Here is a 25,295-nt window from a genome sequence, read left to right as displayed (position 1 = left end):
CCGAACTCAGTAGTGAAACGATGCATCGCCGATGGTAGTGTGGGGTCTCCCCATGTGAGAGTAGGTCATCGTCAAGATTCATTTCGCAAAACCCCTATCTGCGCAAGCAGGTAGGGGTTTTGTCTTTTCGGCGTTTTTATAGCTATAGCCCTGTCTCCCGGCAAAGATGTTTTGTCCGTCCTGTACCTCTTCAACTGCGCTCAAGGGTGCGACAATTAATCCTGTTCGTACACGTGACTTTGCCCTGCCTAGCCTGCGTCAAGACTTAGGTTCGGGGCAACCTCGCGCCCGGATAGAGCGATGCCAGCGTGCCGTGCTGCGCATTTATGGACTTTCACCGTCCTATCACTTGAGGTAGAGAGCAAGATGGCCAAGGCCGCCGATGTCGTTGTGCAATGCCTGGAAAACGAAGGTGTCGAGTATGTGTTCGGCATTCCCGGTGAGGAGAACCTCGACCTGCTGGAATCCCTGCGCAAGTCGAAGATCAAGCTGGTACTGACCCGTCACGAGCAATCCGCGGGCTTCATGGCCGCTACCTATGGCCGCCTGACCGGCAAGACCGGCGTCAGCCTGTCGACCCTCGGCCCCGGCGCGACCAACCTGGTTACCGCCAGTGCCTACGCCTACCTCGGCGGCATGCCGATGATGATGATTACCGGCCAGAAGCCGATCAAGAAGTCCAAACAGGGCCGCTTCCAGATCATCGACGTGTGCGGCATGATGGACCCCATCACCAAGTACACCCACCAGTTCGCCTCGGCCGACAACATCCCTTCGCGCATGCGTGAAGCGTTCCGCCTGGCCGAAGAGGAAAAGCCCGGTGCCGTGCACCTGGAGCTGCCGGAAGACATCGCTGCCGAGCAGACCGATGCCATGCCGATCCCCCGCAGCCTGCACCGTCGTCCGCTGGCCGAACATGTGGCCATCGAAGCCGCCATCGAGAAACTGCGCACCGCGCGCAGCCCGATCCTGGTGATCGGCGCCGGTGCCAACCGCAAGATGACCGCCAAGGTCCTCAAGCAATTGATCGACAAGACCGGTATCCCATTCGTCACCACTCAGCTGGGCAAGGGCGTGGTCGACGAGCGCAGCCCGCGCTTCCTGGGTAACGCTGCGCTGTCGTCCGGTGACTTCGTGCACCGTGCGATCGAAGCCGCCGACCTGATCATCAACATCGGCCACGATGTGATCGAAAAGCCGCCGTTCTTCATGGTCCGTGGCGGCACTGAAGTCATTCACATCAGCTTCCGCTCCGCCGAAGTCGATGCCGTGTACTTCCCACAGGTCGAAGTGATCGGCGACATCGCCAACGCCGTCTGGCAGATCGCCGAAGGCCTGGGCGACACCTCGCACTGGGACTTCACCCGCCTGATGGCCATCCGTGAAGCCAACGAAGCCCAAATCGCCGAAGGCGGCGACGATGACCGCTTCCCGATCTACCCGCAGCGCCTGGTGGCCGACATCCGTCGCGTGCTGCCTTCCGAAGGCATCGTGGCTTTGGACAACGGCATCTACAAGATCTGGTTCGCCCGCAACTACAAGGCGCACAAGCCCAACACCGTGCTGCTCGACAACGCCCTGGCGACCATGGGCGCTGGCCTGCCGTCGGCCATGGCGGCGCACCTGGTGTACCCGGACCGCCCGGTGATCTCGGTGTGCGGCGACGGCGGCTTCATGATGAACAGCCAGGAGCTGGAAACTGCAGTCCGTCTGGGCATGCACGTTACCGTGGTGATTCTGCGTGACGACGGCTACGGCATGATCCGCTGGAAGCAGGCGAACATGGGGTTCACCGATTTCGGCCTGGACTACGGTAACCCGGACTTCGTCAAATACGCCGAAGCCTACGGTGCCAATGGCCACCGCGTGGATAGCGCCGAAGGCTTGCTGCCGCTGCTCGAGCACTGCATCAAGACCCCAGGTGTGCACGTGATCGACTGCCCGGTCGACTACAGCGAGAACGACCGCATCCTCAACAGCGAGCTGCGTGAGCGCGCGCTGGCGGTGTAAGGCCTAACCCCTTTGCGAGGCAAGTCGGAGCATCATTCCGACTTGCCCCGTGAATACGTTGGGTCAGCATCGAGTGGTATTAAATAAACACCGCTCTTGCCTACGTAAGCTCCGCCATTCTCATGTTCCCCAACCCCTTGGCGAACATGAGAACATGACTATTGGATCAACGCACAACCACCCCGCTCACTTGGCCATCGAGCCTTCAGCCCCGTCCCTGCCATGGGCTGCACGTTATCCCAATCCACCGGACCTTTGTTTTGATTACCGCCGTTTGATCAGTCAAGCGGGAGGTATAGCCCGTGCCACCCAACCGGATCATCGGATATGCATTATCGGCGCCGGTGTTACTGGTTTGACTGTGGCACGGGAGCTGTTGCGCTGCGGTTTTACCCATATCACCTTGATTGAGCAGTCGCAGCGTATAGGCGGGCGTCATTTGACAGTGGTCAACACGCTTGGAGATCACAAACATCCTACTACCCCATTCGAGATGGGGGCCATGCGCATGCCGTTCTTCAACAGGACAGGAGAGGCGCCCAAGGACGGATGCTCGCTCATGGCCTACTACGCCAGTTTGTTCGAGTTGCGCCTTTCCGACTTTCCCAATCCCGGTACACCTTGGGTGAATGCCACCGGAATCTATCTCCGAGAGGGGCAATTGGATGGGAAGGGTGAGCCCACGTTGTTGTTATGGCGTAACCCAGAGGGGCTGACGCCACCGCCCACGCTCACGCTGCAGAGGGTCTATAACAAATGGCGGCGCTTTGCTGAGCAGTTCGCCGCTCAGGTCGCTGCTCACTATGGCACACGGGAATGGGAGTCGATGTGGTCTGCCATCGTGGAACGCTATCACCGCCTGTCATTTCGTGATCTGGTGCAATTGCCTGCCCTGGAAAACTGGAGTCCTGAACGTCCGGAAGACTTCGGCGGGTTAGGCATGAACAGCGACGAGTCGGCAATTTTCTACGCGATCGGCATCGGTGATGGCAGTTGGGGAGCATTTTACGACGTTTGTTGCTTGTATCCGCTTCGTACCGCGATCTTTGGTTTCAGCAGCCATTTGCAATTGGTACACGGGCGGGTTGATGAAAGCGGCATACCGTACGCAGCACCTTATTTAGGGGCCGGTCGTCTACCTGATAGCAAAGGGCTCATGTTTCAGGGGCCATCCTATCTCGGTCTGGCATCGATGGATGACTGTCTTCTGTTCATGGAGGTCGGCATACAAGGCACATCGCTGTATGACCACTTAATTCAACGACCCAATGGCCTGCTGACTAATAGTTCAGTCTGCGGGTTGCACAAGCTACCTGATGGCCGTATCCGGGTCGAATATCACTGGCAGCAAAGTAATCCGGAACACAGCCAGCGCTTGGATGACGAATTCGACAGCGTGATTCTTACCACGCCTTCCTGGCTAATTGAAACCCAGATACAAATCAGTGGTTTCAATAGGGAGATTCTGCCACAACCGATCATTGATGCTTGGAAGCATGCCCATTGGGAAACGAGTTGCAAGGTCTACGCCCCACTGAAGAAAAGCTTCCTCGACTCCAATTTGACGCTCCCGCAGATACTGGTCACTGACAGCTTCGTTCATGATGTTTATGCTTATCGCTACAACGAAAGCTACCCCGATGACTGCATCTTGCTCAGTTACACATGGGAAGATGATGCAACCAAATTGGGTGCATTATCTGACGGGGAATTGGCCCACAAATGCATCAAGGAACTCGACCGAATTCTCCTGCGCTGCTCCAACATGGGGGAGGCAATATCCCCTTATATAGATACTCGAAATATCTGCATACAGCGTTGGATGACAGATAGAAATGCCCTCGGCTGTGCAAAGCTGTATAGAGCTGGCACATATTACGATGCGGTTAGGCTGATGAAGTACAACCGCGACCTGAGTGCTGCTTCTGGCCTTTACCTGGCGGGAGAGTCCTTCTCTGTTGACGCAGGTTGGACCGAGCCATGTCTGCGTACGGCGGTCGATACCGTTATCAACCTCTGCGATCGCACGGCAGCAACGTTCAATGGTGGCTTCACCCTGGAGCATTATCCCCATTATCAAGTGCGGTAATGCGGGCACGGGTAGTCCGTAAGTAGGAACTTTCCTTCAATGTGTGCTCTTTTTCCCTACGAGTGTATGGGAGTGACCTGACTATCACTCCCAAGCTGAACCCCGCTTTACTGGCGCCCTTCCACAACAACAGAAAAGGAAGCCGCCATGTCTGAATATCGCGTCCCTGTTAGTCCGGTACGAATCGCAGTTATCCAGTGCGACCCTCAGGTGGGGATCGACCACTGTGATAGTAACTTGAGCAGGGGGTTGGCATTGGCCCGCCGGGCTGCGCGAGAGGGTGCCAATCTGATTGTGCTACCGGAACTTGCCAACACCGGTTATACGTTTCAATCGCGGCACGAGGCCTATGCCCATGCGGAGAACCTGCAGGAAGGCCGCAGTCTTCAAGCCTGGGCGGGCTTTGCGCGGGACCATAACGTTTACTTGGCTGCTGGATTCGCTGAGCGAGACGGTATGAAGCTCTATGACAGCGCAGTCCTCTTTGGCCCTGAAGGTATGCTTGGGCACTATCGCAAAGCGCACCTATGGAATCAGGAAAAGCTGTGGTTCACCCCAGGCGACCTCGGTTTCCCTGTTTTCGAAACGCCTATCGGCCGTATCGGCTTGCTCATCTGCTGGGATATTTGGTTTCCTGAAGTCCCTCGTTTGATGGCTGCGCAAGGCGCCGACATTCTCTGCAGCCTTAACAACTGGGTGTGGACGCCGCCGCCGCTATTCGATGAGGCCGGGCGCTGTATGGCGACCTACCTGACCATGACCGCAGCACACGTCAATAACGTTTTTATCGCCGCTGCCAACCGTATTGGCAGTGAGCGTGGTGGGCGCTTTTTGGGCTGTTCACTCATTGCGGGCACCAACGGTTGGCCGATCGGTGAGATTGCAAGTGCAGAAGAGGAGAGCGTCATCTATGCCGATGTCGATCTCAGTGCGGCGCGTTCTGCCCCTATTTGGAACAGTCTCAATGATCTCCCACGAGACCGTCGTACCGACCTCTATGACCCAACCCTCGGTTATCGGCTGCATGCTCCGATGCCGCGCTGAGGACTTGGACATGAAAGATCTAAGATTCCCTATTAGGCAATGGCCATCGCTGGTGATGCTGGTGTGTCTGGCGGCGCTGCTGATCGGTAGCCTGTTTTTCGGGCAATGGCCGGACTACACGCAAATGACCGCCACTCTTGATCAGCCGCTAAGCCGGTTACGCTGGATCGTCGGCGACATCAGCGAAGTCGCTTTCTATAAGCACGAGTTGCCGGCGCTGGGCTTACTTCTGGGTGCCTGTCTGGCGCATTGGGCCTATGTTCGTGGCTACCGCTGGCAAGGCTTTGCCATTTGCTATGGCAATGGTCTGTGGCCGTGGGTTTTCACAAGCTCCCTGTTGAGTCTGTTGCTCAGCCACCTGTTGTGGGGGTGGACCCTGGCCGGGGGAGACTGGCAACCGACCTTCGTTGCCTTCGTGTCGTTGCCGGCTGCCATGGTCCTGCTGTTTGGCGGCGGCTGGCAGGTGACAATTAGCGGTGCGGTGCTCGGAGCGCTGTTGGTTACGCCTGCAAGCCTGCTGCTGGTCAACTATGTATGTGTCCCCCTGGGGTTGCCGGTGCTCATCGGTAACGTTAGCGGCATGGCCGCGGCAAGCGTTGCGGCCTTCATGATGTGTAAGCGTTTCCCGTCATGGGTGAAGCTGGGGCAAAGGCCTAATGGATTGCAGGCAGTCTGCATTCAGCCTGACTACGGTCTGGTCTGGGTCCTTCGACGCGTATTGGCTGATTTCAGCGAAGCCCCTTTTTTCGGTAATGAGCTTGCCAGTCTCGGCTTGTTGCTGGGCCTGCTGTTGGCTTACGTGATTGCCCCCGCTGCACCTGCCTACGGCTCGCAAATGGTCGTGCAGATGGTGGCAGGGCAAGCTCTGGCGTCATTGGTGGGTGTGTTGGTGTGGCGTCGTCAATGGCAAGCGCGTGGCTGGTATCCCACATACATACCCATTGTCTCGATCGTTCCTGTTGCCGTACTGACTCACGGCGGTGACTGGCAGGTTGTGGTGATCAGCGCAGTGCTGGGGGCGCTGCTCTCCCCGCCGTTGGCGACGGCCATCAGTGAGCGGCTGCCGAGCCATGTGCATGGCTATATCGGTAATGTCCTGTCCATGGCCATCAGCACGTTGGCAATAGTGCCGTTGGTAGGACTCATTGCAGAAGGTGGGGTATGACTGAGGCTACTACACGACTGCCACGGCTGGCGATCGCCAGCCTGGGTGGCACAGTGAGCATGCAGACTGGTGCGGTGGAATGTGGTGTAACGCCAACGCTCGATTGTGAGAAGCAATTGTCAATGCTGCCGGAGTTGAGGGAGATGGCGCTTCTCGAAGTGGCGACGCTGGGTATGGTACCCAGCGCTTCACTTGGGTTCATGATGCTTCTTGAAGTACTGGCATGGGCGCGCGATCAGGTGGAGCGGGGTGCACAGGCCGTGATTCTCACCCAGGGAACGGATACGCTGGAGGAGACGGCTTATTTCTTCGACCTGCTTTGGCCATTGGATACACCTTTGGTGCTGACCGGTGCGATGCGCTCGGCAAGCCAGCCGGGAAGTGATGGGCCGGCGAACATACTGGCAGCAGCACAGGTGGCGTTAGCCCCTGCCAGCCATAGGCGCGGCGTGCTGGTCGTGATCAATGACCAGATCCACAGCGCGGCGAGCGTTCGCAAGACTGCCAGCTTGGCGATGGCTGCTTTTGAGTCACCCGGCAGGGGTCCCCTTGGTGAAGTGGTCGAGGGGGTTGCGTTCTATCATCAACAGCCTCCGCCACGCTTCGTATTGCCACTCCCCCATCGTCTAGAGCATCGCGTTGTACTGTTGGAGGCCTGCCTGGATGCGGATACTGCCCTTTTGCAGGCCCTGCCGATGCTGGGCTACGAAGGTTTGGTCATTGCCGGCTTTGGTGCAGGGCACGTCTCTGGCAACTGGTCCGAGATGCTGGAGCAACTGCTGCCGAGCATGCCGATCATAGTTGCTAGCCGCACAGGCAGTGGCCCTACGGCGCGGGCGACCTATGGGTTTGTCGGCGCCGAGATTGACCTGCAGAAACAGGGCGTGCACATGGCGGGGCAGCTTTGCCCGCGCAAGTGTCGAATTCTGCTTTGGTTACTGATCGGCACGGGGAGACAGTCACTGTTACATACCTGGCTTAATCAGTAGAGAAACTGCCCGCAGCAGCATAGCTGTGGGCAGTCTTCCGGTGCTTGCTGTGCTAGGGTGCTTGCACTTTTGCTTAACAGGTAATCTCGATGCTCCGCGCCCTCAGCGAAAAAGAACTCCACCGCCTTGAAGACCTGCTGATCACTTACGGCAACGATTACTCGGTGATCAACCTGGCCGAGCTCAATGGCTTTTTCACCGCCCTTGCCAGCTCGCCGGTCACTGTCCACCCCGAACAATGGTTACCTGCCGTTGCAGGTGGCAAGGTGCCAAACTTCAAGAAGCCTGCGCACGAAGAGGCCTACACGGCGCTGATGTTGCGTTATGCCAGCCAGGTGGCGGAAGAGCTCGCTGACAACGTCGATCACTTCGAGCCGGTATTCGAAGAAGGTGAAAACGGAGTGATCATCATGGAGGAGTGGTGCTTCGGTTACATGCGCGGCACCCAGGTCGCAGGCTGGAGCGAGTTGCCTGCGGCGCAGGATCCCCTGCTCAAAGCGATCTCGCTGCACGGCCTGGAAGACAATTTCGAGTTGCTCGACCAAATGAGCGAGGACGACATTCAAGCCTGTGTCCCCCATGTAATCGACGCGGCACGCGCGTTGTACCGCTTCCATCGTCAGCGTCATTGAAGCGACCGCATCCCCTGTAGAAGCGGCCGGATGTCGCTTCTACCCCGATTGTTTCGCTGTGCGAAATTATCGTTTCCCTCCCGCGCTAATTCTGTTGCCTGTCGAATCAGTTCAACATGGCCTCCATCAGCCCATTCCGGTGCTGTCCAGGAGCCAAGCCCATGTCGAGCCCAATCAAACTCTACAACTTCCCCAAGTCCGGCCACGCCCACCGCATTGAGCTGATGCTCTCGCTGCTGAACCTGCCCACCGAGCTGGTCTTCGTCGACCTGGCCAAGGGTGCGCACAAGCAGCCCGAGTTCCTTGCCCTCAACCCGTTCGGCCAAGTCCCCGTCATCGATGACAACGGCACGGTCGTCGCCGACTCGAATGCCATTCTGGTGTACCTGGCCAAGCAGTACGACAACGGCACCTGGTTGCCCGAGGAACCCGCGGCCGCAGCCCGCGTGCAACGCTGGTTATCGGTTGCAGCAGGGCCCTTGGCGTTCGGCCCGGCCGCCGCTCGCCTGGTCACGGTGTTCGGTGCTTCGTTCAACACCGATGAAGTCATCGGTCGTGCCCATACCCTGCTCAAGGTGATTGACGCCGAACTGGCCAAGTCCCCCTTCCTGGCTGGCAGCACCCCCACCATCGCCGACGTCGCCAACTATTCCTATATCGCCCACGCACCGGAAGGCAATGTCTCGCTGGAGCCTTACGCCAACGTGCGCAGCTGGCTGGCTCGGGTCGAGGCGTTGCCAGGTTTCGTGCCGATGCCGCGCACTGTGGCGGGCCTGCAAGCCACCGTTTAAGCCCCAACCCTTCCGAGGAATGCCACCATGCATCAGCTCCCAGGCCATCGCTCGTCACCTTGGCACAGCGGTGAGAAGACCCTGCAGGAAAAGGTCGGTGTGTCGGAGCGCATGGAGGTGTTCGGGCAGAAGGTAATCCGCGACCACATGCCCGATCAGCATCGCGCGTTCTATCAGCAACTGCCGTTCATGGTGGCGGGCAGCGTGGATGCCTATGGCAAACCGTGGGCGACGCTGCTCGAAGGCCCGGAAGGCTTCGTCAGCTCGCCCCACCCGCGGCAGCTGACGATCGATGCGTACCTGAACGCAGATGACCCTGCCACACAAGGCCTGGCGGGCGGGCAGGCGATCGGGCTGCTGGGCATCGAACTGCATACCCGCCGGCGCAACCGCATCAACGGCATGATCAGCCAGGCAACCAACGGCCAGCTGCAAGTAACCGTGGAGCAGTCGTTCGGCAACTGCCCGCAGTACATTCAACGGCGCGACTACACCCGTATCGATGAGCCCGCACAAGGTCGCTTCGATGCGACAGCACTCAATGCCCGCGCCGTTGCCATGATCGAGATGGCCGATACCTTTTTCGTCGCAAGCTACGTCGACCACGAAGACGGCCAGCGTTCGGTGGACGTGTCCCACCGCGGCGGCCGGCCAGGGTTCGTCAAGGTCCAAGGCAACCGCCTGAGCATTCCCGACTACGCCGGCAACCTGCACTTCAACACGCTGGGCAACTTGCTGGTCAACCCCTTGGCTGGCTTGCTGTTCATCGACTTTGCCACGGGCAATGTACTGCAGTTGTCCGGGCGTGCCGAGGTGATACTGGACAGCCCTGCCATCACCGCCTTCGAGGGGGCTGAGCGGCTGTGGACCCTGGAGGTCGAGCGGGTGGTGTGGCGCCCGAAAGCGGTGTCGTTGCGCTGGGCGTTCCAGGAATACGCGCCGACCAGCCTGATGACCGGTACCTGGGCAGAGGCCGACACGCGCCTGCAGCAGCGCGAGCGCCAGCGCCAGTGGTTGGCGTGGCGCGTGGTGCGCCTGGAGCAGGAGAGCCGGGATATACGCTCCTTCTACCTGGCGGCAGATGCACCCGTGCAGTTTGCGCCGGGGCAGCATATCCCTGTGCGTATCGCGCTGGGCAGTGACGCCCCGCTGGTGCGTACTTACAGCGTCTCCAGCGCGCCGTCGGACGGCTACCTGCGCATCAGCGTCAAGGCCCAGGGCCCGGCCTCGCGCTATCTGCATGAACGCATCGCCGTGGGGGATCTGCTTGACGTGCGGCTGCCCATGGGCAGTTTTACCCTGGATGAGCAAAGCGAACGGCCGATCGTACTGATCGGCGCGGGCGTGGGCATCACCCCACTCATCGCCATGTTGCGCGAGCAATTGGCCAAGCGCCAGGCCCGACGTATTCACCTGTTTCACGGTGCCCGCAGCCTGGCGGATTTACCGTTCCAGCAGGAGCTGGCCAGCCTGCAGCGGCAGGCTGGCGCGCTGTTGGGCCTGTACCGCTGCCTCAGCCAGCCTGAAGCAGAGGCTGTGCTGGGCCGCGATTACGAACATGCTGGCCGGTTGGGCATCGAGCAGGTGAAGGCCACGCTGACGCTGGATGACTATGACTTCTACCTGTGCGGCCCCGCCCGTTTTACCCAGGACCTGTACGAAGGGTTGCGCACCGTGAACGTTCCCGACGCTCGCATCCATGCCGAAGCCTTCGGGCCCTCGACGCTCAGGCGGCACACCGATGACGACCAGCCTGTGCTGCAACAGCCGCCGGCTGCCAGCGAACCCGTGCCGGTGTACTTTGCCAGCTCGGCCAAGGAGGCGCGCTGGGCACCGGGCAGCGGGACCTTGCTGGAGCTTGCCGAGGCGCGCGGACTGTCGCCGGACTTCAGTTGCCGGGGCGGTTCATGCGGCACCTGCAAGACCCGGGTAGTGAGTGGCCAGGTGCATTACCCGAACCCGCCAGCAGAAATGCCTGATGAGGGCACGGTGTTGATCTGCTGTGCAGTGCCGGCCAACGTGGGGGAGGGCGGGCAGGCCCTGGTGCTGGAACTTTGATGCGGTCTGCAAGGGCTCTTGCAGCAGCACAAAACCTACTGATAACCGATAATCCCCCCACCCCTAGGCCCAGGAGCCGGCATGGACCACATCCACCTGATGAAGGTATTCGTCGCGGTCGGCGAGCTGGAAAGCTTCGCCGCCGCCGCCCGCCGGCTGGACATCTCGCCTGCGGCGGTGACGCGTGCCGTCAGTGCACTGGAAGAGCAGCTGGGTGTCAAGCTGCTGCTGCGCACCACGCGCAGCGTGCGTCTGACCGAGGCGGGAGGCCGCTACCTGGAAGACACCCGCCACATACTTGCCAGCATCCTCGAAGCCAACGAGGCGGCCGCTGGCATCAACGCCACGCCCAAGGGCGATCTGGCCGTCACCGCGCCGATCCTGTTCGGCAAGAAGTTCGTCATGCCGTGCATCGTACGGTACTTGCAGCAGTACCCCGAAGTGGATGTATCTGCCTACTTTCTCGACCGCATCGTCAACATGGTCGAGGAGGGCATGGACGTGGCCGTGCGCATCGGCCCGCTACCAGACTCGGGGCTGAAGGCACTGCGGGTGGGTAGGGTGCGGCGCATGCTCTGCGCCTCGCCCGACTACCTGGCGCGCCACGGCGTACCGCAGCACCCCTCGGATTTGCCGGACCATGCGGTAATCGGCACCACCAACCTTTCACCCCGGGCGGGTTGGCGCTTCGGCGTCACCGATGAACCGACCTTGGTGCGCATGAAGCCCCGGCTGACGGTGACCAGCAATGACGGGGCGATTGCCGCAGCCAGCGGTGGGTTGGGGATTGCACGGTTGTTGTCTTACCAGGTGGCGGACGAGGTGGCGAGTGGGCAATTGCAGGTGATTCTTGCCGAGTACGAGGAGGCGCCCTGGCCGATTCATGTGTTGCACCGTGAGAGCAAATACGGATCGGCCAAGGTGAGGGCATTCATCGACATGCTGGCCCATGAACTGCGGGCTCAAGGATTGGATTGAGGTCGTACAACTAGCCTTTTCTCTGCCGAAATTATTTGTGGCTGGCAGCTTGATCAGCTCATGCAGTGATAATTTATGTTGTACGACGACCTATGACATGGCAATCTTTCGCCTGAAACAAATTGTCTCAATTAGCCGCTGCCGGCCTTGAGCCAATCACCGCACCTCTAAAAATAATATTCAGGTGAACCATGAAGATGAAAGGCATCCGTTGGTGGATGGTCAGCCTTGTCACGGCTGGGCTCGTCGTCAACTACCTCGCCCGCAATACCCTCTCGGTGGCTGCCCCCACCCTGATGACCGACCTCTCCATCACCACCGAGCAATACGCCAAGATCGTTGCTGCCTGGCAGGTGTGCTACGCCCTCATGCAGCCGATCGCTGGCTGGTTCATCGACTTCATCGGTACCAAGCTGGGTTTTGCCGTGTTCGCCATGGCCTGGTCGGTGGCCTGTGCCGGCGCTGCCTTGGCCACGGGCTGGCAGAGCATGGCGTTCATGCGTGGGCTGTTGGGCATGACCGAGGCGGCGGGCCTGCCCGCTGGCGTCAAGGCCACCACCGAATGGTTCCCGGCCAAGGAGCGTTCGGTGGCCATCGGCTGGTTCAACATCGGCTCCTCGCTCGGTGCATTGCTGGCGCCGCCCTTGGTGGTGTGGGCGATACTGCACAGCGGCTGGCAGCTGGCCTTCGTCATCGTCGGGGCGTCCGGCATCGTCTGGACTTTGCTGTTGATGCTGTTCTACAAGCACCCGCGTGATCAGAAGCGCCTGAGCAGTGACGAGCGCGACTACATCCTTGCCGGCCAGGAAGCACACTTCAAGGAAGAGAAACGTGAGAAGGGCGCCTGGAAGCGTATCTTCAAGACCCGCAACTTCTACGCCATCGCCTCGGCGCGAATTCTCTCGGAACCGGCCTGGCAGACCTTCAATGCCTGGATCCCGCTGTACCTGATGACCGAGCGGCACATGAACATCAAGGAAGTGGCGATGTTCGCCTGGCTGCCGTTCCTTGCCGCAGACATTGGTTGCGTGCTCGGGGGTTACCTGAGCCCGATGTTCCACCGTTACTTCAAGGTGTCGTTGTTCACCTCGCGCAAGATGGTGCTGGTATTCGGTGCCAGTTGCATGATCGGCCCAGCGTGCATCGGCTTGGTGGAAAGCCCGTACACCGCGATCCTGCTGCTGTGTATTGGTGGCTTCGCGCATCAGACGCTGTCGGGTGCGCTGTACTCGATCACCTCTGACTCGTTCAGCAAGGACCAGGTGGCGACCGCCACGGGCATGGGCGGGATGTGCGGCTACCTGGGCGCGGCAGTGTTCACCTTGGTGTTCGGCATCCTGGTGACGCAGATTGGCTATAGCCCGCTGTTCGTGGTGCTGGCGGCGTTCGATATCGTGGCGGCGGTGCTGGTGTGGAAGGTCGCGCGGGAGGTGCGGGGGGCGGCGGATGACAGGCCTGCTGCGGTCGCGGCTGGGGCTCTGGCGTAAGGCGTGTGATGGTGGGGCTGCGCAGCAGCCCCACTGCAGGCAAAGCGGTTACAAGGCCTGGTATTGCATCTTGAAGCCCAGGCTCATTTCTTCACCCTGTTGTAGCAGTCGCAAGCCTGGTCGCCCTGGCAGGTGGTGCGCATTGATCGGGTGGCTGACCGGTTCAAAGCAGAAGAACGCCTTGCCCGGTGGGCAGAACAACAAGAAGTGCTCGCAGCCACTGGCCGTGCAGGCCAGCGAATAGCCCGCGCTGGGCTGTTCGATCACGCAACTGCCAGGCCAACCCCCAAACGCATGATCGACACCCGTCGCTGGCAACGCGCCCGGCGCCTCGAAGCACCAGTCTGCAGGCACCTCTGCAAGGTGTGACGGCAGCCGGCCTTCTTCCGCCAGCCACACATGCTGCGCCGCTGCCCGTAGCCGGGTGTCGGGGTAGCGGGGGAAGTAAGGGTGCAGCCCCAGTCCGTACCAGGTGGCAGCTTCGTCCAGGTGGGTAACATGCAAGTCAAGGTTCAGGCAACCCTCATGCAGGTGTACATCCAGCGTCGCCCGGTAGGCAAATGGCAGCGTACTGTCGAGAGACAGCCGGGCGCGGCGCTCGCTGTGGTGGTCCACATGCCAGGCCTGCTGCCAGGCGCTGCCATGAATCGGGTAAGGGTCGTGGGCGGTGTTGGGCGGCAAGGCCAGCCAGCCCTCGGGCCGTGCGAAGCCCCCTTCGGCAATCCGGTTGGACCACGGCGCCAACGGGTAGCAGGCCAGCTGCCGCGGCGTACCGCTGGCCAGCGCGGCGGGGTCGGAGTGGCGCAGTAGCGCCTGCCCGGTCGCCTTCACCTGCCAGTTGATCAGGCTGGCGCCCAGGTCGGGCGTTAGGCTCAATCGGGTCAGGTGGTCTTGCAGGTGCAGTTCGGTCACAGCCATCAGTGGCTCCTTCGAAAGTGTGTGGTCAGCTCGCCCGGCGGTAGGTCAGCAGCACGATGCCGCACACCACCACGGCCCCGCCGATCAACTGCAGGGTGCTCAGGCGTTGATCGAGCAACGCCCAGCCCAGCAGCAAGGTGGCGATCGGCTCGATAGTCATCACCGGCGCGTTCTGCGCCATGTTCAGCCGTGGCACACAGACGAACAGCAGGGTAAAGGCCACGCCATACAGCACCACCAGGCTGGCCAAGGCCGCCCAGCCGCTGGCGCTGACGGGCAGTGACAACCCCGAAGGCATCACCCCGCTGACGCCGGCGACCAGCATGCTGGAGAACACGATCAGCAAGGTCAGCAGGCTGCGTACCGGGCCGCGCACGGCTGCCAGTTTGTGATCGGTGATCCACAAGGCGCAGGCGAAGACACATGCAGCGCAGAATGCCAGGCTGACACCCAGGGCCCAGTGCGGGTTGGCATCGCCACTGTCGGCCAGCCGTGCCGGCACATCCAGCGCCAGCACCAGGCCACAAAGGATCAGGCCCATGAACAGCACGGTACGGCCGGTCGGGCGCGCACCGCCCAGCGCCCAGCTAAGCAGTGCCAGCAACATCGGGAAGGTATTGCCCACCAGCAGCGCCAGTGCCACCGGAATGCGCGCCACCGCCGAATACAGGCACAGGCTCTGCGTGGCAATCAGCAGGCCGAGCAGCAATTGCCAGCGCCGTGTGCCCGCCGGCATGCCGAGTGCCTGGCGCTGCCACAACAGCAGGCCAGCCAGGACCAGGAAGGTAATGCCTGAGCGGCAGAGGATCGCCAGCAGCACGCCGGTGCCGTCATCGAACGCGATGCGCGCGGCGATGTGGTTGGCGGCGAACGCGCACGCCAGCAGCGCCAGCAGTGCAATTGCCAGCTTGCGCGGAAAGAGGGTTGCGACAGAAGAGGGAACAGCCATGTGCAGGATCCATTTGCAGAGAACGGGGCTGCAGCGCAGCCCCATTGGCATTTACAGCACGACGCTCGGCAGCCACAGCGAGATGGCCGGGATGTAGGTCACGGCCATCAACACCATGAACAGCGCCAGGTAGAACGGCAGCAGCGCCTTCACCGTGGCCTCGATGCTCACCTTGCCGATGGCCGACCCCACGAACAGCACCGCACCTACCGGTGGTGTGATCAGCCCAATGCCCAGGTTCACCAGCATGATCATGCCGAAGTGCACCGGGTCCACGCCGATGCCGGTAATCACCGGCAGCAGGATCGGGGTGAGGATCAGGATCAGCGGCGCCATGTCCATCACCGTGCCCAGCAGCAACAGCATGAAGTTGATGCACATGAGGATCACATAGCGGTTGTCCGACAGGGTCAGGAACGCTGTGGTGATCTTCGAGGGGATCTGCATCAGCGTCATCACGTAGCCAAAGCTTGCGGCAAAGCCGATCAGGATCATCACGATCGAGATGGTGCGTACCGTGCGGTGCATCAGCTTGGGCAGGTCACGCCACTTGTAGTCGCGGTAGATGAACATGGTCACGAAGAACGACCAGACCACCGCCACGGCTGCCGACTCGGTCGCGGTGAATACGCCCGACAGAATACCGCCGAGGATGATGACCATCGCCATCAACCCCCACAGCGCCTCACCGGCGATCTTCAATGCCTGGCGCAGCGGGATCACTTCGCCTTTGGGGTAGTTGCGTTTCCTCGCGAAGATCAGGCACAGCCCCATCATCACTGCGCTCAGCAACAGCCCGGGCATGACCCCGGCCATGAACAGCGAGGCGATCGACACCGTGCCGCCGGCGGCCAGCGAGTACAGCACCGAGTTGTGGCTGGGCGGGGTCAGCAGCGCCTGCACCGAGCCACTGACGGTCACTGCGGTGGAGAACTCGCGCGGGTAGCCCTTGCGCTCCATTTCCGGGATCAGCACCGAACCTACCGACGCGGTGTCGGCCACGGAAGAGCCAGAGATTGCGCCAAAGAACGTCGAGGCCATGATGTTGACCAGCGACAGCCCGCCGCGCACGAAGCCCACCAGCACCCCGGCGAACGCCACCAGCCGGCGTGACATACCGCCTTCGGCCATGATCGCGCCTGCAAGCACGAAGAACGGAATCGCCAGCAGCGAAAACTTGTTAACCCCACTGGCGACCTGGATCATCATCGCCTGCAGCGGGATGTCGATCCACCAGGCGCCGATCAGTGCCGACAGGCCCAGCGCATAGGCCACCGGCATGCCGATCAGGATCAGCGCGATGAAACTGCCCAACAGAATGAACGCATCCATTTATGCCGCTCCTTCGCTTTCTTCTACCTGGTCGAAGCGCACCGCCTTGCGGTTGCTCTGATCGCCCAGCAGGAGTTTTTCCAGCACGAACATCAACGTCAGCACGCCACCGACGGGGATCGGCGCGTACGTCATGCCCACCCGCACACCGGGCAGCGAGGCCAGCGACTGGTTCCAGGTGGTGATGCACAGCTTGGTGCCGTAGTAGGTCATGAACACGCACACCACGATCATCAGCAGTTGCACCAGCAGCGCGACCAGCTGGCGCTGCAGCGGTGGCAAACGGTCGGTGATCATCCCCACCGCCATATGCGCCCCGGCGCGGTAGCTGGCCGCGGCACCGACGAATGTGAACACCACCATCAGCAGGATCGAGACCGGCTCTGGCCAGCTGGAGCCGGTGCCCAGCACGTAGCGGGCGAAGATGCCCCACGGAATGATCAGCGTCATGGCCAGGATCGACAGGCCCGCGATCCAGATGCAGCTGCGGTACAGCGTGTCGTTCACGCTCAGGAAAAGCGATTTCATAGGCATCACCAAAGCGGCAGGGCGGCGGCCGCCGCACTGCCGAGGTCGTCTTGGAAGGGGCCGGTATTACTGGACGGCGTCGATACGCTTCATCAGGTCGGCGTACGGCGCGCCGTACTTCTCGCGCACCGATGCAGTGGCCTCGAAGAACGGTTTCTTGTCGACCGTGATGAACTCGACGCCTGCAGCCTTGAGCTTCTCTTCGCTGGCGGAGGACTTGGCGTCCCACAGCGCACGTTCTTCCATCTGCGCCTCACGTGCGACCTTCTTCACCAGTGTTTGCTGCTCGGCGGTGAGCTTGTTCCAGGTGGTCTTGGACATCACCACCGGCTCCGGCAAAATCAGGTGGCCGGTGAGGGTGTAGTACTTGGCGCTCTGGAAGTGGTTGTGTTCGAGCAGGGTCGGCGGGTTGTTTTCGGCGCCGTCGATCACGCCCGTCTGCAGGGCGCTGAAGATCTCGCCGGTGTCCATGGCGATGCCGTTGCCGCCCATGGCGTTCATCATGTCGATGAACAACGGGTTGCCCTGCACGCGGATCTTCATGCCCTTGAGGTCTTCCAGGCTGCGTACCGGTTTTTTCGTGTAGATGCTGCGCGAGCCGCCATCCATCCAGGCCAGTGCCACCAGGTTGAATTCGGAGTTGGTGATCTTGTCGAGGATCTCCTGGCCGATGTCGCCGTCGATGATCTTGCGCATGTGCTCATGGTCGCGGAACACGAACGGCATGTTGAACACATTCACATCCGGCACCACCGGGCCGACGATACCCAGGCTGACCCGGGTCATCTGCACGGCACCGATCTGCGCCTGCTCGATCACTTCCTTCTCGGAGCCGAGTACCCCACCGGCGAACATCTTGAAGGTGATTTCGCCATTGCTGGCGGCTTCGAGCTTCTTGCCCATGTTCTGTTCGGCGACCACGGTCGGGTAGCCGGCCGGGTGGATTTCGGCGAACTTGATGTCCAGCGCGGAGGCCGGCATCGACAGGCTGAAGGCGAAGGGGAGTACGGCAAGGAGCAGCTTGCGTTTGAAGGTCATGTTGAAACTCCGTGGTTTTTATTATCCGGTTTCGTTTGTGCGAGCGTTGTTGGCAGAGCGGTTGTTCAGCCTCGGTAGGCGGGCTCCTCCAGGCCTTTGACGCCGAGTTCGAAGGCAAATACCCCACCGGCCAGCGGCTGGTCGGAGAGGTCGATGCCCGCAGGGCGGATCGAGGTGACGAACAGGGTGTCCAGGTTGGCGCCGCCAAAGGCGCACATCGCGGGTTTCTTCACCGGTACGTTCAGTGAGCGGTCGAGGCGGCCATCGGGGGTGAAGCGGTGGATCTGGCCGGCGTCGTTGCCGCAGATCCAGTAGCAGCCATCCTGGTCGATGGCGGCGCCGTCGGGGCGGCCGGGGAAGGCCTGCATGTCGACGAACAGGCGTTTGTTGTGGGGCGTGCCGCTGTCGATGTCGTAGTCGAATACCCAGATCTTCTGCACGTTGGGGTGCGAGTCCGAGAGGTACATGCGCGTGCCATCGGGGCTGAAGGCCAGGCCATTGGGCACGATCATGCCGTCCTGCTGCAGGTGCAACTGCCCTTCGCCGTCATGCCGGTACAGCGCCCCGACCGGAGCGCCTTGCGGCATGTCCATCAGCATGGTGCCAGCCCAGAAGCGGCCTTGGCGGTCGCAGCGGCCATCGTTGAAGCGCATGCCGCCCAGGGCATGTTCGACACTACTGAGCAAACGGCTGTCGAGGCTGCCATCGGCCTGGGTTTCGAGGGCGAAGATGCCGCTCTCCATCCCTGCAACCCAGCCCTGTTCGGTGCGTGCGATGCAGGCCAGCATTTCGTCACCTTGCCAGGTGTGGTGGGCACCGTCAGGCTGCCAGCGATGCAGCTGGCGGGCGGGGATATCGACCCAGTACAGGGCTTGTTCGGTGGGGTGCCACACAGGGCTCTCGCCGGTACCGTTACGGGCGTCGACGATCAGTTCGCAATTCATGGCCGTGCCTCCTGGCGCGCTGGGGTCAGTTGAACGGTCCGGCCACGGCGAAGGCGCCGCCCTGATAGACCATGCTCGGGTCATCGGCGGCAGGCGCCGGTTGCGCTTCAACCGCTTCGCGGAACACCTCGGAGGTGTCTTTGGGCTCATAGCCCAGGTGCGCGGCATGGCGGTTGTCCCACCACACGGTGCGGTTGTCGGAGGCGCCATAGACGACGGTGTGGCCGACGTCTGGCGTGAACAGCCCGCGCTCGATCAGTTGCACCAGGTCGTCGTAGCTGAGCCAGGTGCACAACATGCGCGGGTTCTGCGGTTGCGGGAACGACGAGCCGATGCGAATGCTCACGGTCTCGATGCCATAGCGGTCGAAGTAGAAGCTGGCGACATCCTCGCCATAGCACTTGGACAGCCCGTAGTAACTGTCGGGGCGGCGCGGGGCGTGGGCGTCGATGCGCTCGTCCTGGCGGTAGAAGCCGATAGTGTGGTTGGAGCTGGCGAAGATGATGCGCTTGACCCCATGCTTGCGCGCCGCCTCGTAGACGTGGAACACGCCGCAGATGTTGGGGCCGAGGATGTCTTCGAAGGAATGCTCGGTGGACACGCCGCCGAAGTGGATGATGGCGTCTACGCCTTCGACCAGTGCATGCACAGCGGCTTTGTCGGCGAGGTCGCAGGTCACGACTTCTTCATGCGGGCCCGCAGCGGGCGCCATCGGGCTGATATCGGAAAGGCGCAGGACCTCGGCGTAGCCTTGCAGGCGTTCGCGAAGGACCTTGCCCAGGCCGCCTGCGGCTCCGGTGAGCAGCAGGCGATTGAGGGGGGTAGTGGTCATGGCCGGCTCATTGTTAGTTGTTGTAGGTTGTCGTATGACTGCGTTGATTATTGGCAGTGGCGTTGGCTGTTGTCAATGAGGCGTGTGCGGCTTCGCCTGGTCAGGTGGTCGACTGTAGGAGCGGCCTTGCGTCGCGAAAGGGCTGCGCAGCGGCCCCAGGACTCTACCGGCCCCGCCATTGCTGGGCCCGCTTTGCGGGCCTTTCGCGACGCAAGGCCGCTCCTACAGGGAAGCCTGGGTTACAACAGCGACAGGGGGTAGTTGAAGATCAACCGGTTCTCATCGAACTCGTTGTTGCTGTAATCCCGGCGAATACTCGAGTTACGCCACTTCACACTCAAGTCCTTGAACGCCCCGCTCTGGATCACATAGGCCAGCTCCGTCTCGCGCACCCATTCCTTGCCATCGGTAACCGCCCCTGTGTGCACATCCTGCCCGCTGATGTAGCGGTTCATCAATGTCAGCCCAGGCACCCCGACGGTGACGAAGTTGAAGTCGTGCCGCACCTGCCACGACCGCTCATTGGCGTTATCGAAGCTTGAGTTGTAGCTGTCGTTGGCCAGCGTCCCGCCGCTGGTGCCGTTGACCCGCATCCAGGTATCGCCATCGACCTTCTGCAGGCCGACCCAGAAGGTGTTGCCGCCGTACTTGGCCGAGAACATCCCCGAATAGGTCTTGTTGTCCAGCTGCCCGGCACGTTCGGAGCCGTCTTCATCGCCATGGAAGTAGCCCAGGTTGGCACCCAGCGTCCAGTCACCCACTGGCTGGCTGTGGCTCAGTTGCAGGTACTGCTGCTGGTAGACGTCCTTGAGCACTGCATTCCACAGCCCGACCAGCGTGCGGTCCTGGTTGAACTTGTATTCGCCGCCGACGAAGTTGAAGCGGTCCGACAGCCCACCGCCGTAGCTCATGTCCTCCATGCTCGCGTCGTTGCGCGGGCTGTTGCCACGGAACTGCCCGCCATACAGCGTCAGCCCGGCGATCTCGTTGGAGGTGACCTGCCCCCCGCGGAACGTCTGCGGCAGCGAACGGCCATCGTCGGAACGCAGAATCGGCAGCACCGGCATCCATTCCCCGATCTTCAGCTCGGTCTTCGAGATGCGCGCCTTGCCTGCCACCGCCAGCCGCCCGTAATCATCGGCCGGCTGCCCATCGTCGTGGCGCGGCAGCAGCGCGGTGCCGTAGGTGCCGCCACCGCCATCGAGCTTGACCGACCACAGCCCCAGCACATCCACACCGAACCCCACCGGCCCCTCGGTGAACCCCGAGCGGGCATCGAGGATGAAGCTCTGCGTCCATTCCTCGGCCTTGCTTTGCGGGTTGCTGGGGTTGGTGAAGTTGCGGTTGATGTAGAAGTTGCGCAGGCCGAGCGTGGCCTTGGAGTCTTCGATGAAGCCCGCCGCCACGCTGGTGCCCGGCAGGCTCCCGAGCATGCCGGCGCCCAGCAGGGCAAAGGGTAGGGTTTGGCAGATTTTCATTATTGTTGTGCTCCACAAAAGGGTGTGGCAGCCCGTCCACCGGGCACGCGCAAGCGGCCTGCGGCGAGGGCGGGTGGGTAACGGACCGGTCAGGGTCTAGGGGGTGAAAACGGGACAGGCGAGCGGCGAGGGTAGTGCGCGAGGTGTGTCGACATGGGATTTTCCACTGATTGTTGTTTTTGTTATGCGTTGTCGTACAACTTGGGCGATTTTTAGCAAGTGGGGAGGGGGATGTCAACGCTTTGTGGTGCGATGGTTTTGTGGAGGTACTATGACCTTGGTTTTGGTGCAGGTTCTCGACGGGGATCGCGAATGCAACACTCAAGACATGCACCCGTGAACCCAAAACGGCACCCGAAGGCGGCGGCAGCCAGCCCCTATTTCACCCGCGCAAACACCTTCGCCAGCGCCTCCACCGCTACCCGCATCTCGGCTGGCGTCTGCGCCGCGAACCCCATCAACAGGCCGGTATCATTGCGCGGCGTCGCATACAAACTGCCGAGCCCCAGCAGATCAATCCCTACCACGCGCGCCGCCTCGACCACCGCCTCTTCAGGCAAACCCTGCACGAAATGGCAGGGCATCTGCAGCCCGCCGGCCGGGATGCACGGCGCCAGAAACGCCCCCAGATGCTTGTGCACGAGCTCAGCCAGCACGTCCCGTCTCTCGGCATACAGCGCCCGCATGGCCCGCACATGAGCCGTGTAATGCCCGCCCTCCATGAACCTTGCCAAGGTCAGTTGCGCAATGGACGCGTTATGCCCGTCCTGCAGCGTGCGTGCGCTGGTCATCGGCGCGACGAGCGAGGGGGGCAACAGCAGGTAGCCGATACGCAGGCCGGCAAACAGCGACTTGGTGAAGGTACCGATGTAGAGCGTGCGGTCATGCGCGTCCAGGCCCTGCACACAGGCAGTCGGCCGGCCTTCGTAGTGGAACTCGCTGTCGTAGTCGTCTTCGATGATCCAGGCTCGCTGCTGCCGGGCCCATTCGATCGCCTGCAGGCGCCTGTCCAGCGACAAGGTCGCGCCGGTGGGGTATTGGTGGGAGGGCGTAAGAAAAACCGCCCTGGCATTGACGCCCAGCCGCGCCATGTCCTCTACCCGCATGCCGTTTTCATCCACCGGCACGGGCACGCCTACGAGGCCTGCGGCGGCGATGGCTTTGCGGGTGCCTTGGTAGAGCGGGTCTTCGACCAGCACCTGATCGCCGGCATCCATGAGCACTTGGGCGCACAGGCCAAGTGCCTGCTGCGAGCTGGTGAGGATCAGCACCCGATCGGCAGTCGCCTGAGCCCCCCGTTCGAGGTTGAGGTAGTCAGCGATCGCGCTGCGCAGCGCAGGCATGCCTTGTGGCGCACTGTGCTCCAGCGCCTGGGTGCCATATTGCTTGTAAACCTGGCGCTCCAGCTTCTCCCAGGTTGCCAGGGGAAACTGCCGGGTCTCGGCAACCCCCGGTGCGAACGGGCGCGGCCCCTGGAAGTTGTTCACGCCCCCGCTCTGCAGCACGGCCATTGCTCTGCGGCTCAGGTGAGCTGGCTCATCGCAGAGCACCTCGCGTTGGCGCTTGCGCCGCGGCAGGTGCCGCGCGCGTTGTGACACGAAGCTTCCGCTGCCCACCCGACGCTCGATGAAGCCCTCTGCATGCAACTGGCTGTATGCCGCCTCGACGGTATCCCGCGAGACGCCCAGGGAAAGCGCCAGCGGGCGTGAAGCCGGCAGCGACTTGCCGACCGGCAATGCGCCCTCAAGGATCAATTGGCGAATCGCCCTCTGGATCCGTACGTGCAGCGACAACGCCCCATGGGCGGGGTCACTCATCCAGGCTTTTACCGATTGCAACTGTGCATGTTTGAACATTGGTCTGCTTCACTTGCGAAAAGTGGCGGGGCTATTCAGGCCATTCTATCGCTATAAATGCACCTGTTTTCCGACCATTCCCACATTGAGAGGGGTTCACCATGACAGTTGCACAAACATTGGTTTCGGTTCGCGAGTTGAAGCAGAGCGATTTGCAGCAATGGAGCGCGTATTGGGAGCAGTATCAGGCGTTCTACAAAGTAGAGCTGAGCAAGGCCACGACCGAACTGACCTGGGCCCGTTTCTTCGACCCGGCCGAGCCCGTGCACTGCGCCGTGGCCACGGACGGTGAGCGGGTGCTCGGCTTCGTCCATTATGTGTTCCATCGCTCGACCTGGGGGCGTAACGACTTCTGCTACCTGGAAGACCTGTTCGTTTGCCCGAGCACACGGGGCAAGAAGGTGGGCAAGCAGTTGATCGAGTTTGTGCAGGGCCAGGCGCAGGAGAAGGGCTGTGACCGGCTCTACTGGCATACCCAGGAAACCAACCAGACCGCACAGCGGCTGTACGACTGGATCGCTGAGAAGCCCGGGGTGATCGAATACCGGATGGCGCTGGCTTGAATGCGAGCTGACCCACCTGGTTTGTTCAGCCCGGCGCATATCCTGTGGGAGTGGGCATGCCCTGGGTACAAACCGAAGACATGATTTACCCGCCAAGGCGGCAGCACACAGTACTGTTACCAAGGCACGGGATTGATTGATCACTAACGTACAGCCCAAAAAAAAGGCTGCCAATTGGCAGCCTTCTTGTTTCTCAGCCCGGACAATCAATCCCAGCTCAAAGCCCCGCCAGTCTGATACTCGATCACACGCGTCTCAAAGAAGTTCTTCTCCTTCTTCAAGTCCATGATCTCGCTCATCCATGGGAACGGGTTGGTGGTGCCTGGGTACTCTTCCTTCAGGCCAATCTGGGTCAGGCGGCGGTTGGCGATGAACTTGAGGTAGTCCTCCATCATCGCGGCGTTCATGCCCAGTACGCCACGCGGCATGGTATCGCGGGCGTATTCGATCTCCAGTTGGGTCCCTTGCAGGATCATCTGGGTCGCTTCTTCCTTCATCGAGGCATCCCACAGGTGCGGGTTCTCGATCTTGATCTGGTTGATCACGTCGATACCGAAGTTCAGGTGCATCGACTCGTCACGCAGGATGTACTGGAACTGCTCGGCAACGCCGGTCATCTTGTTGCGGCGGCCCATCGACAGGATCTGGGTGAAGCCGCAGTAGAAGAAGATGCCTTCCAGTACGCAGTAGTAGGCGATCAGGTTGCGCAGCAGCTCTTTGTCGGTTTCCGGGGTGCCGGTGTTGAATTCCGGGTCGGAGATGGCGCGGGTGTACTTCAGGCCCCAGGCGGCTTTTTTCGCGACCGACGGGATCTCGTGGTACATGTTGAAGATCTCGCCTTCATCCATGCCCAGCGACTCGATGCAGTACTGGTAGGCGTGGGTGTGGATCGCCTCTTCGAAGGCCTGGCGCAGGATGTACTGGCGGCACTCCGGGTTGGTGATCAGGCGGTACACGGCCAGGGCCAGGTTGTTGGCAACCAGGGAGTCGGCGGTGGAGAAGAAGCCCAGGTTGCGCATGACGATGCGGCGCTCGTCTTCGGTCAGGCCGTCCTGGCTCTTCCACAGGGCGATGTCGGCGGTCATGTTGACCTCTTGCGGCATCCAGTGGTTGGCGCAGCCGTCGAGGTACTTCTGCCAGGCCCAGTCGTACTTGAACGGTACCAGCTGGTTGAGGTCGGCGCGGCAGTTGATCATGCGCTTTTCGTCGACCGCAACGCGGGCAGCGGAGCCTTCCAGCTCGGCCAGGCCTTCAGCAACGTCGAGGGCGTCGAGGGCGGCCTTGGCGCGTTTTACGGCTTCGGAGTCAGAAGCGGTAGCAGCACGGGCTTCCAGGGCGGCGGCACCGCCGGCGCTGTCGAGCTTGTCGAGGGTGGCGGCGGCGTTGGCCTGCGCAGGGGTGTTGCCTTTGGCGGCTACTTCGCCGTCTTCGTTGTCGAATTCGTCCCAGCTCAGCATGGTTTGGCTCCTGCTTGAGGGTTGCCCTGAGGCAACCGGTTGGATTTTAAGAATGTGATGCCTGACGCAAGGCCGTTACGGCGAATGGACAGCTCGAGAGGCTGACTCTCGTTACATCTGACGTGTGCCTGGCCAGGCCTCGGGGAGGGGTCAGGGA

The 25,295-nt window shown here is 61.4% G+C and carries 21 protein-coding genes; 11 read left to right on the top strand and 10 right to left on the bottom strand.

Translation table 11 applies throughout. The features are described 5' to 3' along the window. The first annotated feature begins 366 nt into the window (after positions 1–366). From CKW22_RS23135 to CKW22_RS23090, 10 genes are all read left to right on the top strand, one after another. On the top strand, positions 367–2,010 hold the full coding sequence (locus CKW22_RS23135; protein ID WP_033699916.1) for an acetolactate synthase large subunit: 1,644 nt from the start codon (positions 367–369) through the stop codon (positions 2,008–2,010). A 154-nt stretch (positions 2,011–2,164) separates the two neighbouring features. Beyond that, a complete protein-coding gene (locus CKW22_RS23130) occupies positions 2,165–4,099 on the top strand; it encodes an FAD-dependent oxidoreductase (protein ID WP_033699915.1) in 1,935 nt (644 codons plus the stop codon). Between the two features lie 147 nt (positions 4,100–4,246). After that, on the top strand, positions 4,247–5,143 hold the full coding sequence (locus CKW22_RS23125) for a nitrilase family protein (RefSeq protein ID WP_033699912.1): 897 nt from the start codon (positions 4,247–4,249) through the stop codon (positions 5,141–5,143). A gap of 55 nt (positions 5,144–5,198) precedes the next feature. After that, on the top strand, positions 5,199–6,308 hold the full coding sequence (locus CKW22_RS23120; RefSeq protein ID WP_371856444.1) for a hypothetical protein: 1,110 nt from the start codon (positions 5,199–5,201) through the stop codon (positions 6,306–6,308). Next, positions 6,305–7,297, top strand: a complete 993-nt coding sequence (locus CKW22_RS23115; RefSeq protein ID WP_033699910.1) for an asparaginase — start codon at positions 6,305–6,307, stop codon at positions 7,295–7,297. The genes CKW22_RS23120 and CKW22_RS23115 overlap by 4 nt, the downstream gene beginning before the upstream one ends. A gap of 89 nt (positions 7,298–7,386) precedes the next feature. Beyond that, on the top strand, positions 7,387–7,929 hold the full coding sequence (locus tag CKW22_RS23110; RefSeq protein WP_033699909.1) for a UPF0149 family protein: 543 nt from the start codon (positions 7,387–7,389) through the stop codon (positions 7,927–7,929). A gap of 161 nt (positions 7,930–8,090) precedes the next feature. Further along, positions 8,091–8,720, top strand: a complete 630-nt coding sequence (locus CKW22_RS23105) for a glutathione S-transferase family protein (RefSeq protein WP_033699908.1) — start codon at positions 8,091–8,093, stop codon at positions 8,718–8,720. A gap of 27 nt (positions 8,721–8,747) precedes the next feature. After that, positions 8,748–10,778, top strand: a complete 2,031-nt coding sequence (locus CKW22_RS23100) for a pyridoxamine 5'-phosphate oxidase family protein (RefSeq protein WP_033699906.1) — start codon at positions 8,748–8,750, stop codon at positions 10,776–10,778. 81 nt (positions 10,779–10,859) lie between these two features. Next, a complete protein-coding gene (locus CKW22_RS23095) occupies positions 10,860–11,756 on the top strand; it encodes a LysR family transcriptional regulator (RefSeq protein WP_033699904.1) in 897 nt (298 codons plus the stop codon). 191 nt (positions 11,757–11,947) lie between these two features. Beyond that, positions 11,948–13,243, top strand: coding sequence for an MFS transporter (locus CKW22_RS23090; protein WP_095065195.1), 1,296 nt, complete (start codon positions 11,948–11,950; stop codon positions 13,241–13,243). A gap of 48 nt (positions 13,244–13,291) precedes the next feature. Here the strand turns inward: CKW22_RS23090 and CKW22_RS23085 are convergent, their stop codons facing one another. The 9 genes from CKW22_RS23085 to CKW22_RS23045 form a co-directional block, all read right to left on the bottom strand. Beyond that, on the bottom strand, positions 13,292–14,161 hold the full coding sequence (locus CKW22_RS23085; protein WP_033699900.1) for an aldose 1-epimerase: 870 nt from the start codon (positions 14,159–14,161) through the stop codon (positions 13,292–13,294). 25 nt (positions 14,162–14,186) lie between these two features. Next, positions 14,187–15,110: a DMT family transporter gene (locus CKW22_RS23080; protein ID WP_095065193.1), complete on the bottom strand. Its 924-nt coding sequence runs from the start codon at positions 15,108–15,110 to the stop codon at positions 14,187–14,189. A 51-nt stretch (positions 15,111–15,161) separates the two neighbouring features. Then, positions 15,162–16,442: a TRAP transporter large permease gene (locus CKW22_RS23075; protein WP_033699896.1), complete on the bottom strand. Its 1,281-nt coding sequence runs from the start codon at positions 16,440–16,442 to the stop codon at positions 15,162–15,164. Next, positions 16,443–16,970, bottom strand: coding sequence for a TRAP transporter small permease (locus CKW22_RS23070; protein ID WP_095065191.1), 528 nt, complete (start codon positions 16,968–16,970; stop codon positions 16,443–16,445). Positions 16,971–17,036: 66 nt separating this feature from the next. Continuing rightward, positions 17,037–18,008 (bottom strand): TRAP transporter substrate-binding protein, encoded by a 972-nt coding sequence (locus CKW22_RS23065; RefSeq protein WP_033699894.1) that lies wholly within the window; start codon positions 18,006–18,008, stop codon positions 17,037–17,039. 65 nt (positions 18,009–18,073) lie between these two features. Further along, positions 18,074–18,952, bottom strand: a complete 879-nt coding sequence (locus tag CKW22_RS23060) for an SMP-30/gluconolactonase/LRE family protein (RefSeq protein WP_047583262.1) — start codon at positions 18,950–18,952, stop codon at positions 18,074–18,076. Between the two features lie 25 nt (positions 18,953–18,977). After that, entirely contained in the window at positions 18,978–19,784 is an 807-nt protein-coding gene (locus CKW22_RS23055; protein WP_033699892.1) for an NAD(P)-dependent oxidoreductase, read from the bottom strand. A gap of 239 nt (positions 19,785–20,023) precedes the next feature. Further along, complete coding sequence (locus CKW22_RS23050) at positions 20,024–21,262, bottom strand: OprD family porin (protein WP_095065189.1); 1,239 nt, start codon at positions 21,260–21,262, stop codon at positions 20,024–20,026. 377 nt (positions 21,263–21,639) lie between these two features. Beyond that, a complete protein-coding gene (locus tag CKW22_RS23045; RefSeq protein WP_033699889.1) occupies positions 21,640–23,118 on the bottom strand; it encodes a PLP-dependent aminotransferase family protein in 1,479 nt (492 codons plus the stop codon). Between the two features lie 101 nt (positions 23,119–23,219). On the opposite strand from CKW22_RS23045, the gene CKW22_RS23040 reads away from it, so the two are divergent. Then, positions 23,220–23,681 (top strand): GNAT family N-acetyltransferase, encoded by a 462-nt coding sequence (locus CKW22_RS23040; protein ID WP_033699887.1) that lies wholly within the window; start codon positions 23,220–23,222, stop codon positions 23,679–23,681. 206 nt (positions 23,682–23,887) lie between these two features. Here the strand turns inward: CKW22_RS23040 and CKW22_RS23035 are convergent, their stop codons facing one another. Then, on the bottom strand, positions 23,888–25,138 hold the full coding sequence (locus tag CKW22_RS23035; protein WP_033699886.1) for a ribonucleotide-diphosphate reductase subunit beta: 1,251 nt from the start codon (positions 25,136–25,138) through the stop codon (positions 23,888–23,890). Positions 25,139–25,295 lie beyond the last annotated feature (157 nt).

Source organism: Pseudomonas sp. Irchel s3f19 (assembly GCF_900187555.1).
Lineage (GTDB): Bacteria > Pseudomonadota > Gammaproteobacteria > Pseudomonadales > Pseudomonadaceae > Aquipseudomonas > Aquipseudomonas capeferrum.
This window is presented reverse-complemented; position numbering and strand designations above follow the sequence as displayed.

Coding starts and splice junctions, on each gene's coding strand:
- CKW22_RS23135 (WP_033699916.1), top strand. CDS start 367: ATGGCCAAGGCCGCCGATGTCGTTGTGCAATGCCTGGAAAACGAAGGT.
- CKW22_RS23130 (WP_033699915.1), top strand. CDS start 2,165: ATGACTATTGGATCAACGCACAACCACCCCGCTCACTTGGCCATCGAG.
- CKW22_RS23125 (WP_033699912.1), top strand. CDS start 4,247: ATGTCTGAATATCGCGTCCCTGTTAGTCCGGTACGAATCGCAGTTATC.
- CKW22_RS23120 (WP_371856444.1), top strand. CDS start 5,199: ATGCTGGTGTGTCTGGCGGCGCTGCTGATCGGTAGCCTGTTTTTCGGG.
- CKW22_RS23115 (WP_033699910.1), top strand. CDS start 6,305: ATGACTGAGGCTACTACACGACTGCCACGGCTGGCGATCGCCAGCCTG.
- CKW22_RS23110 (WP_033699909.1), top strand. CDS start 7,387: ATGCTCCGCGCCCTCAGCGAAAAAGAACTCCACCGCCTTGAAGACCTG.
- CKW22_RS23105 (WP_033699908.1), top strand. CDS start 8,091: ATGTCGAGCCCAATCAAACTCTACAACTTCCCCAAGTCCGGCCACGCC.
- CKW22_RS23100 (WP_033699906.1), top strand. CDS start 8,748: ATGCATCAGCTCCCAGGCCATCGCTCGTCACCTTGGCACAGCGGTGAG.
- CKW22_RS23095 (WP_033699904.1), top strand. CDS start 10,860: ATGGACCACATCCACCTGATGAAGGTATTCGTCGCGGTCGGCGAGCTG.
- CKW22_RS23090 (WP_095065195.1), top strand. CDS start 11,948: ATGAAGATGAAAGGCATCCGTTGGTGGATGGTCAGCCTTGTCACGGCT.
- CKW22_RS23085 (WP_033699900.1), bottom strand. CDS start 14,161: ATGGCTGTGACCGAACTGCACCTGCAAGACCACCTGACCCGATTGAGC.
- CKW22_RS23080 (WP_095065193.1), bottom strand. CDS start 15,110: ATGGCTGTTCCCTCTTCTGTCGCAACCCTCTTTCCGCGCAAGCTGGCA.
- CKW22_RS23075 (WP_033699896.1), bottom strand. CDS start 16,442: ATGGATGCGTTCATTCTGTTGGGCAGTTTCATCGCGCTGATCCTGATC.
- CKW22_RS23070 (WP_095065191.1), bottom strand. CDS start 16,970: ATGAAATCGCTTTTCCTGAGCGTGAACGACACGCTGTACCGCAGCTGC.
- CKW22_RS23065 (WP_033699894.1), bottom strand. CDS start 18,008: ATGACCTTCAAACGCAAGCTGCTCCTTGCCGTACTCCCCTTCGCCTTC.
- CKW22_RS23060 (WP_047583262.1), bottom strand. CDS start 18,952: ATGAATTGCGAACTGATCGTCGACGCCCGTAACGGTACCGGCGAGAGC.
- CKW22_RS23055 (WP_033699892.1), bottom strand. CDS start 19,784: ATGACCACTACCCCCCTCAATCGCCTGCTGCTCACCGGAGCCGCAGGC.
- CKW22_RS23050 (WP_095065189.1), bottom strand. CDS start 21,262: ATGAAAATCTGCCAAACCCTACCCTTTGCCCTGCTGGGCGCCGGCATG.
- CKW22_RS23045 (WP_033699889.1), bottom strand. CDS start 23,118: ATGTTCAAACATGCACAGTTGCAATCGGTAAAAGCCTGGATGAGTGAC.
- CKW22_RS23040 (WP_033699887.1), top strand. CDS start 23,220: ATGACAGTTGCACAAACATTGGTTTCGGTTCGCGAGTTGAAGCAGAGC.
- CKW22_RS23035 (WP_033699886.1), bottom strand. CDS start 25,138: ATGCTGAGCTGGGACGAATTCGACAACGAAGACGGCGAAGTAGCCGCC.